Below are 6093 nucleotides of genomic sequence, written 5' to 3'. Positions count from 1 at the left end.
CGCATTGGTCGCCTCAAGAAGCACGGTTCTCCTCCTCTCGCGCCCAGGACACGCGGAGCGAGTCCGGGATGGAGTACAGCTCCATGCCTTCCTCCGTCAGGCTTCGCACGCTGCGCAGCAGCGCCTGTGTGTACTGATGCTTGGGTCGCTCCAGCACCTCACGGGTGGCACCGGACTCGACCACGCAGCCGGCGTACATGACGTAGATCCGGTCGGTCATGCCGGCGACGACAGCGATGTCATGAGAGATGAGGATGAGCGAGGTATCGAGCTCGGAGACGGTCTCGTCCAAGGTCCTCAGCACCCGCTGCTGTACCGTCGCGTCCAGTGCGGTGGTCGGTTCATCCGCGACGAGCAGGTCCGGCATCTTCGCGATCGCGATGGCGATGAGTACCCGCTGGCGCATGCCGCCGCTGAGCTCGTGCGGGAAACGCTGCGCGACCTCTTGGACGTTCTCCAGCCCGGCAAGCGACAGGAAGTGCAGGGCGTCGTCGTTCTCGCCGGATCGATGCCGGCCCGGTGAGACCGCCTCCCGGACCTGCTTGCCGATCTTCATCACCGGGTTGAGGTAGGTCAAAGGGTCTTGGAAGATCATCCCGACCGTGTGAGACCGTACTGCGTCCCACGCCTTCGCCGGCGCACCGACCATCTCCCGCTCCGAGAACCTGATGGACCCTCGCACGCGCACTCTCGGCGAGGTCGGTAGCAACCCCGCGATGGCACGACCGGTCACGGTCTTCCCGGAGCCGGACTCGCCCACGATGCCCACACGCTCACCCCGGCGGACGGTGAGGGAGACCGACGAGACTGCTTCAATCTCGCTGCGGGATCCCGTAGGCAGGTGAACCTGGAGATCCGCGACCTGCAGCAGCGGCGTTTCGTCCGACGCGCCCGCCGCGGCCCCATTGCCCTGACGCCTCCGGGTTCTCACGGTCATACTCACTTGACCCTCCCGATCGTCGGGTTGAGCGCGTCATTGAGCGCATCGCCGAGCATGTTGACGGCGAGCACGACGAGGAAGATGCACAAGCCCGGAAAGAGGGCCAGCCACCAGGCGGAGTTCAGGTAGGGCTGGGCGTCGTTGAGGAGGGAGCCCCAGGTCGGCCGGTTGGCGTCTCCGATACCAAGGTAGGCCAGCCCTGACTCGACGAGAATCGCCGTGCCCACCGTCATGGTCGTCGTCACGACCACGGGTGCCATCGCGTTCGGAAGGACGTCCGACCAGAGAATCCGCCATCCCGGAAATCCGGCGGACCGAGAGGACTCGACGTAGCCGAGCTGTGCGATCCGGGCTGCCTCCGCCCGCATGATCCTCGCCACCCCCGTCCACATCGTGACCGCCAGGATGGCGATGATGACCATGACGTTGGCGCCCAGGATGGCCGCCGCGACCAGCGCGAGGACAAGGCCGGGGATCGCCTGGAAGAATTCGATGATCTTGACGAGCATGACATCGATGACGCCTCCGTAGAATCCGGCAAGGCTGCCCACCACAACCCCCAGCGTCATGCAGAGCGCTGCGACGGAGAAGCCGACGAAGAGCGACGTGCGGCCGCCGTGGAGCACCCGCGCCAGGTAGTCACGCCCAAGGTGGTCAGTGCCGAGGAGGTGATCGGCGCTCGGTGGCTGCATGCTCGGGTTACCTGTAGCCACGGGGTCTCCGCCGAACACGGGACCGAAGATCGCGATGAGAACCATCCCCGCCAGAACGACGAGGAAGAAGATGGCGATGGGTTTGCGGAAGAAGATGCCCGCGGGCGACTCTCGCCGCGTGGCGGGCGGCGGGACGGCGGCATCCTCGAGGCCTGCCGGCATAGCAGCCTCTTCGACCTTTTCGCTGCTGTTCAGGGTCATGCCGCGCTCCTCCCCGATCGGCTGAACCGTGCGCGCAGCCTCGGGTCAACGAGGCCATAGACGATGTCGGTCAGAATGTTGGCGACCAGGATCATGACGGTCATGACGATGGTGACCCCGAGCACGACCATGTTGTCCTTCTCGTTGATCGCGTCGACCATGAGCAGCCCCATGCCGGGCCATCCGAAGACTCGTTCGATCAAGGTGGACCCGGCCAGAAGATTGCCGACGCTCAGCCCGATGATCGTGACCATGGGCAGCATCGCGTTCGGCAATCCGTGCCGATACAGCACTTGGTCGCTGGAGAGGCCTTTCGACCGCGCGGTGTCGATGTAGTCCTGCCCCAGTGCCTCGATCGTCGAGGAGCGCATGATTCGGGTCTTGAGGGCGAGTTGGCTGGTAGCCGTGGCGACGATGGGGAGGACCATGTACTCCCAGGAGATGCCGGGCTCGCCATGAGCGTTGGCGCCGGACGCCGGAAGCCAGTCGAGGACGACGGCGAACAGCCAGATGAGCATCAGCCCGAGCCAGAAGTTCGGGATGGAGAAGAACGTGAGGGAGCCACCGGAGATGAGTCCGTCGAGCCACCGCCTCCGGGTACGCGCTGCGATCGCGCCGGCCACGAGGCAAATGACGGTGGAGACGGCCAACGCGATGACCGCGACGATCAGCGTGTACGGAGCCCTGATCATGATGAGCTCGCTCACCGACCTGCGGCTGACGATCGACTCGCCCAGGTCACCGGTCAGCACGTTGCCGAGGTAGGTCAGGTAGCGCTGCCACATCGGCTGATCCAGGCCGAACGTGGCGATCATCTGATCGCGGAACTCCGCCGAGGCCGGCGCGTCGCCCACCAGCGCCTGCAGCGGGTCACCCGGCGCCAGCTCGAGAAGCAGGAACAGGATAGTGATGACGACGAGCAGCAGGATCGCAGAGGACGCCAGCAGCCTCCCGTAATGGATCAGCACCGATTTCATCCGAGTACACCCACCATTGCGAGTTCTCCTTCGAAATCTCGAGGACGCTGTTCACATGGAGCTACGTTCCTGCCGTTGTCATGGACGAGCTTTGGTTCAGCCATACTGGCCAGATTCCACATCCCGCCTCAACGAACACTTCCGTGGCGCGGAACGTCAGTGCGCGGGGCCGCTTCTCCGGGTGACTCGCAGTCATTCGAATTCGTGATTCCGGGCAGCATGGAATGGCCGCGGGTCAACGGATTCCGCGTCCGGGCAACTGGTGTGTGTGCAGAGGTGCTCGGTGACGTCGCTTACCGGACTACCTCAGATGAGGCCGGCATGGCGCCGGTTGAAGTCGATCGTCCGTGGATCGAGCTGCGCTGGTTCCCACAGCGAACGGGAGATGCGCTTCGCCGTGATGCGGACGGGGTCGATGAGCCTGTCGGGGTCGCAGCGGTCAGTCCGGTACACCATGCCGACCGCCGCCTGCACAGTGCCGTCCACACCCATGACCGGTGCTGCGACGGCGCCGGCGCCCATCGCGACGAACTTGGAAGCGACGGCGTATCCGTTCTTCCGGACGAACCGTAGGCAGGTGCGCAGCGCGTCTGGATCGGTGATCGTCTCCGAGGTGTATCGCTTGAGCGGTCCGCGCAGGTACTCCTCGCGGAACGGCTCGTCGGCGAAGGCCAGCAGTACCAGCCCGGTCGCGGCAAGATGCAGCCGCAGCCGGCCACCGATCCGGTTCTCACCGGTGTAGTTGGGGTGGGCGCGCAGCGCCTCGAGATACATCACACTCGTGCCGTCACGCACGGCGAGATGGACTGTCAAGCCAGTCCTGCCGTGCAACTCGACCAGCGGCGGCAGAGCGCGCTCGCGCAGCCGCATCGCCTCGGTCGAGGAGGAGGCAAGGTCGAGGATCTTGGAGCTCAGGCGGTAGTGACCGGTGTCGTCGATCTCGAGGCCACCCCATTGCAGCACTTCCTTGACGAGCCGGTGCGTCGTCGTCAGCGTGAGGTTCGCATATCGGCTGATCTCCGAAAGCGTGAGTGAGCCGCCTCCGCTCGCGAACGCGCCCAGGAGAGCGAGAACACGGGCCGCAGCCGTGCGTTTGCCGGGTTCGTCCTGCGGAACATCATCCATCTGCTCTGCCATCCGCCTCGCTCGTCGTCGAACTTCACGGTGTCACTGCCGTGAGCGGCCACCTGGGAGAGGCACCCAACGGAGTGTTGTCAGCATAACCGCAGCCGCGGATCATGGTTCAGGTCTTCCTACTGTCGCGCGACGCGAGGCTGCACGCGATAGCTCTTTCGTCCAGCGGAAGACTTGTCGTCTCAACGGTGACGACCGCGTTAATGGGCCAGCCCGCCGCCGCGGGCCGGCCCGTTCAGTCGGTCAATCCCAGCAGGCCGGCCGCGTTGTCGAGCATGATCAGCCGAGTGATGTCCTCGTCGAAGCCCAGCTTCTCGAAGTCGGTCATCCAACGCTGGGGCGTGATCACCGGGTAGTCGGTACCGAACAGCATCTTCTTCTTCAGCAGCGTACGGGCGTACTGCACCAGGTTGGGCGGAAAGTACTTCGGCGACCAGCCGGAAAGGTCGATATACACATACGGCTTGTGCAGCGCCACCGACAGTGCCTCGTCCTGCCAGGGAAAAGACGGATGCGCGAGCACGATCCTCAGCTCAGGGAAGTCCGCGGCGACGTCGTCGGCGTAGAGGGGATTGGAGAACTTCAACCGCACGCCGCCACCGCCAGGCCGGCCCGCCCCCGCGCCGGTGTGGCCACTGTGGAACAGCGCGATCCTGCCTGTCTGCTCGATCGCCTCGTAGATCGGGTAGACGTCCCTGTCGTTGGCGTAGAAGGCCTGCGTGCTCGGATGGAATTTGAAGCCGCGCATCCCCTGCTCGGCAAGCCGGAGCACCTCGCGTGCACCCCGGCGCCCGCTGTGCGGGTCGACCGTGCCGAAGGGAATGATCGTGGCCGGGTACTCGGCGGCGAGTTCCAACACCTCGTCGTTGCTCACCGCGTTCGGCTCTCCGGTCGCCCAGCTCGAATCCACTGAGAACGTCACGCACATCATGTTCAGCTCACGGTACGTAGCAGCGAGGTCGTGCACCGTGGGCCGGTTGAGATCCGTCTTGAAGTACCGTGCCATCGCCTGGGCGGCCTCGGCGGCCGATTCGTTCGCTGCGGGCTCTGGTGCCCACGCAGACGTGAGCACGTGCGTGTGCATGTCGATGGCGACGATATCGTCGCCCAGCCGTATATTCACCAGGCCTCCTGCATGATTCCGATCGACGGCGCGACCTCGACGTTCATCTCCGTGCGAGCCAGGACCTCGTCAACGCTGATTCCGGCGGCGACCTCTGAGAGCACGAACCCACCGGCGTGGCGGCGCAACAGGGCCAAGTCGGTGACCACGATGTCCGTGCAGCCGGCCGCCGTGATCGGGTAATCGCATCGATCGACGAGCTTCGCCCGGCCTGCGCTGTCCACATGCTCCATCGTCACGATCACACTGCGAGCACCGACCGCGAGGTCCATGGCTCCACCGATCCCTCCGCCGGGTCGCTTGGGATGCGCCCAGTTGGCCAGGTCTCCGTTGCCGCCCACCTGGTAAGCGCCGAGCACAACCGCGTCGAGGCGCTTGCCGCGAGCGATCTCGAACGAGGTGACGCTGTCGAAGAAGCTGGCTCCCGGCTCCAGCTCGATGAAGTTGCCGCCGGCATCGTGAAGATCCGGATCGGCATCCGGTGCCGCGACGAAGCGACCGTAGTTGAGGATGCCGTTCTCACTGTGCAGGATCACGTCACGCCCGACGAGGAAGTTGGTGACCTGCGTCGGCAGGCCCGCACCGAGATTGACCACGCCGCCGTCGTGAAGCAGCGCCGCCGCCCGCCTGCCGATCTCCTCCCGGCTGAGCGCCGGCTTGCCGTCGTACTCGCGCCGGGAATCCGCCGGACGTTCGGCACGTCGTGGGAGGTCGGCGAGCTCCAGCCCGATGGTGCTCTGCACGACCCGGCTGACGAAGACACCCGGCAGGTGCACACTCTCCGGTGGCAGTTCGCCGGGCTCGACGATCTCGTCGACTTCGATGATCGCCGTACCCGCTGCCTTCGCGAAGCTGTCGTTGAAGTTGCGGCTTCCGCCACGGAACTGCACGTTGCCCATCCGGTCAGCCCGGTACCCGCGCAGGAGCGCATAGTCGGTGGTGATGCCACGTTCCATCACGTAGGGCCGGTCGTCGAAGGATCCGACGTCCTTCCCCTCGGCGATC

At 65.3% G+C, this 6093-nt stretch carries 6 protein-coding genes; all 6 read right to left on the bottom strand.

Annotated features, from left to right (window positions below):
* Positions 1–13 precede the first annotated feature (13 nt).
* Complete coding sequence (locus ELR45_RS32615) at positions 14–931, bottom strand: ABC transporter ATP-binding protein (protein WP_165368307.1); 918 nt, start codon at positions 929–931, stop codon at positions 14–16.
* 8 nt (positions 932–939) lie between these two features.
* Positions 940–1854, bottom strand: a complete 915-nt coding sequence (locus ELR45_RS32610) for an ABC transporter permease (protein WP_129670000.1) — start codon at positions 1852–1854, stop codon at positions 940–942.
* On the bottom strand, positions 1851–2831 hold the full coding sequence (locus tag ELR45_RS32605) for an ABC transporter permease (RefSeq protein ID WP_129669999.1): 981 nt from the start codon (positions 2829–2831) through the stop codon (positions 1851–1853). Before ELR45_RS32605 ends, ELR45_RS32610 begins: the two co-directional genes overlap by 4 nt.
* Positions 2832–3137: 306 nt before the next feature.
* Complete coding sequence (locus tag ELR45_RS32600) at positions 3138–3968, bottom strand: IclR family transcriptional regulator (protein WP_129669998.1); 831 nt, start codon at positions 3966–3968, stop codon at positions 3138–3140.
* Positions 3969–4200: 232 nt separating this feature from the next.
* Positions 4201–5088 carry an amidohydrolase family protein gene (locus ELR45_RS32595; protein ID WP_205857726.1) on the bottom strand — a complete coding sequence of 296 codons (888 nt, stop codon included), beginning with the start codon at positions 5086–5088 and terminating at the stop codon, positions 4201–4203.
* Positions 5085–6093, bottom strand: a 1009-nt coding sequence (locus tag ELR45_RS32590) for a 3-oxoacid CoA-transferase (protein WP_205857725.1), incomplete at its 5' end; no start/stop codon positions are given. The genes ELR45_RS32595 and ELR45_RS32590, both read right to left, overlap by 4 nt.

The sequence above is a fragment of the Phytoactinopolyspora endophytica genome, from assembly GCF_004138495.1.
In the GTDB taxonomy this organism is placed as follows: Bacteria; Actinomycetota; Actinomycetes; order Jiangellales; family Jiangellaceae; genus Phytoactinopolyspora; species Phytoactinopolyspora endophytica.
This window is presented reverse-complemented; position numbering and strand designations above follow the sequence as displayed.

Excerpts from the sequence above, each read along its gene's own strand:
- ELR45_RS32605 (WP_129669999.1), bottom strand. The coding sequence starts at position 2,831 with ATGAAATCGGTGCTGATCCATTACGGGAGGCTGCTGGCGTCCTCTGCG.
- ELR45_RS32610 (WP_129670000.1), bottom strand. The coding sequence starts at position 1,854 with ATGACCCTGAACAGCAGCGAAAAGGTCGAAGAGGCTGCTATGCCGGCA.
- ELR45_RS32600 (WP_129669998.1), bottom strand. The coding sequence starts at position 3,968 with ATGGCAGAGCAGATGGATGATGTTCCGCAGGACGAACCCGGCAAACGC.